Origin of the sequence: Shigella sp. FC1967, from assembly GCF_001743005.1 — a bacterium.
Classification (GTDB): domain Bacteria; phylum Pseudomonadota; class Gammaproteobacteria; order Enterobacterales; family Enterobacteriaceae; genus Proteus.
The window spans coordinates 1-2,221 of sequence record NZ_MIIZ01000880.1; the positions used below are offsets into that span (position 1 = coordinate 1).

General features: G+C 37.2%; 1 protein-coding gene. It reads left to right on the forward strand.

Annotated elements, in window-relative coordinates:
• Positions 1-2,191, forward strand: a 2,191-nt coding sequence (locus BHE89_RS15155; RefSeq protein ID WP_128860603.1) for an autotransporter domain-containing protein, incomplete at its 5' end; no start/stop codon positions are given.
• Positions 2,192-2,221 lie beyond the last annotated feature (30 nt).

The window sequence follows — 2,221 nt, forward strand, 5'->3', positions numbered from 1 at the left end:
TTTCATTTATTCATCAGTTGTCGATGAAGACGGAAATGCTGGTTGGGATACCTTTAGTGGTACATCAATGGCAGCACCTCATGTTACTGGTGCGATGGGTGTACTGATGTCACGTTATGGCTCTATGAATGCGATGCAAGTGCGTGACGTGATGTTTACAACGGCTAATCATCGTAACCCAGATGGATCTTTATATGATAGCTGGACTGCGGCTGAAGGCACGCCAGATGTACGTTATGGTTGGGGGACTCCAGATTTAGATAAAGGGATGTATGGTCCTGGTCAATTCTTAGGGAAGTTTGAATATAACCTAAGCATGACACCACTTGATGTTTGGACAAATGATATTTCACAAGCCGCATTAGATTTACGTGAACAAGAAGATCTCGCATGGTTGAAGGAATATACAGATAAAGGCATTGCTGCTGGTGGTGATTATGTTTTAGGAACTGATTTTGTTATCAACGATGGTAATTCAGATCCAACCTCACACATTGTCAGCAAAGAAGATGCTGAAAAATGGCGCCTAGCGTATTACCAAAAACGCGCTGATGCTATTAAAGCGAAAATTGACGCTGGGTTATATGATGGCGCTTTAGTCAAGCAAGGCGAAGGTACATTAGTGATGACGGGCGATAATACTTATCGTGGTGGCACAACCGTTGAACAAGGTACTTTATATGGTTTTACAGAATCGTTTGGTACAGAAGCGGTTAATGTTAACGGTGGTAAATTAAGTGTAATTGATCGTTATAACGATACCTTTACTCAACAAGGTCAATTAACATCTAATGAAAGCCATAAAACTAATATTAATATCAATGATAAAGGCACATATTTAGTGACTGTTGGACATGATGTTAATGTCAGCAATATATCCTTAAATAAAGGCGCAAATCTAGATATTGGTGCAGATAATGTAGGCCAATTAAAAGATATTTACCTTAATAACACGATTTCAACAGGTACAGTTAATGCAGGAAATTTAGTTGATAATCGTGTTAAAACAAAAATGCTAGCGAATAATAATCCAAATAATGATTATGCGTTATTTGATAAAAATGTTTCTGTAAAAGACAACGTCATTACAGGGACATTAAGTAAGAAAGAAAATACCTCGTTGGCAACTTTCGCAAATAATGAAAATGGTCGTTCTATTGCTAATGCTTTAGATAATACAGGCGGTGGTGAGTTATTTAATGCTGTACTTCCTATGAATGAAAGAGATCTGAATAAGACCTACGGATCATTAGGCAGTGATATGTATTTAAATGCCAACAGTGCGAGTGTGGTTAATGTTTTAGGGTTAACGCGTACAGTGAAAGATCAGGCCATGGGTATTGGTCAAGGTCGTTATGCTAAATTGGATAACAGCAACGCACGTATTTGGATGACAGGCATTGGTCAATGGGGGAATGCTGACTATGGTCACAGCAATATGGATGTTGATTTCTATGTGGGGTTATTAGGCGCAGAAATTGATGTGACTGAAAATACTAAGGCGGGTCTCTTCTTTGGTGCGGGTTCAACTAAATATAAAGGTAATGAACACGGTAAAATAGACAGCAACGATATCCATATTGGTGCTTATGGTGTGTCTAATTTGTATGATGTGGCTTCATTAAACTATGGTTTCACACATACTAACCAAGATAGAGATGCAAAAAGAACACTTTGGGTAGGACAAAATGCGGGTTATAACTCTACAAGTTATGATGCAAAAATTACTCAAATCTTCTTAGAAGGTGCTTATACTCAATTTAATACTAATCAATACACTATTGAGCCATATGCAGGATTTAGCTGGTTGCGTGTATCAACAGATGATATCAATGAAAATGTCGGTAATATGAAATTTACCACTAAGACTGATTCACAAGATATTCAAGTCGGTACTATTGGTTTACGTGGTGGATATCCATTTATGGCGGGTAACGTTAATATGGCATTAAAAGGCGATATTTCTGCTAGCCATTTATTTGGTGACAATCGCCCTGAATCACGCCTATTCTTATCAAATTCCGGTGATGCAACATTACGTGGTGGTAAATTGGATAATTTATTTGGTGTTGGCTTAGGTGTTGATGCACAATTAAGTAAATCAACGACTTTCGGGCTGTTTTACCAAGGCCAATATAATAGTGATGTAAGTTCAAGTGGTATCAATGCAACATTGAAAATTAATTTCTAAATTTATTTGTTATTTTTTAATATTTAAAGT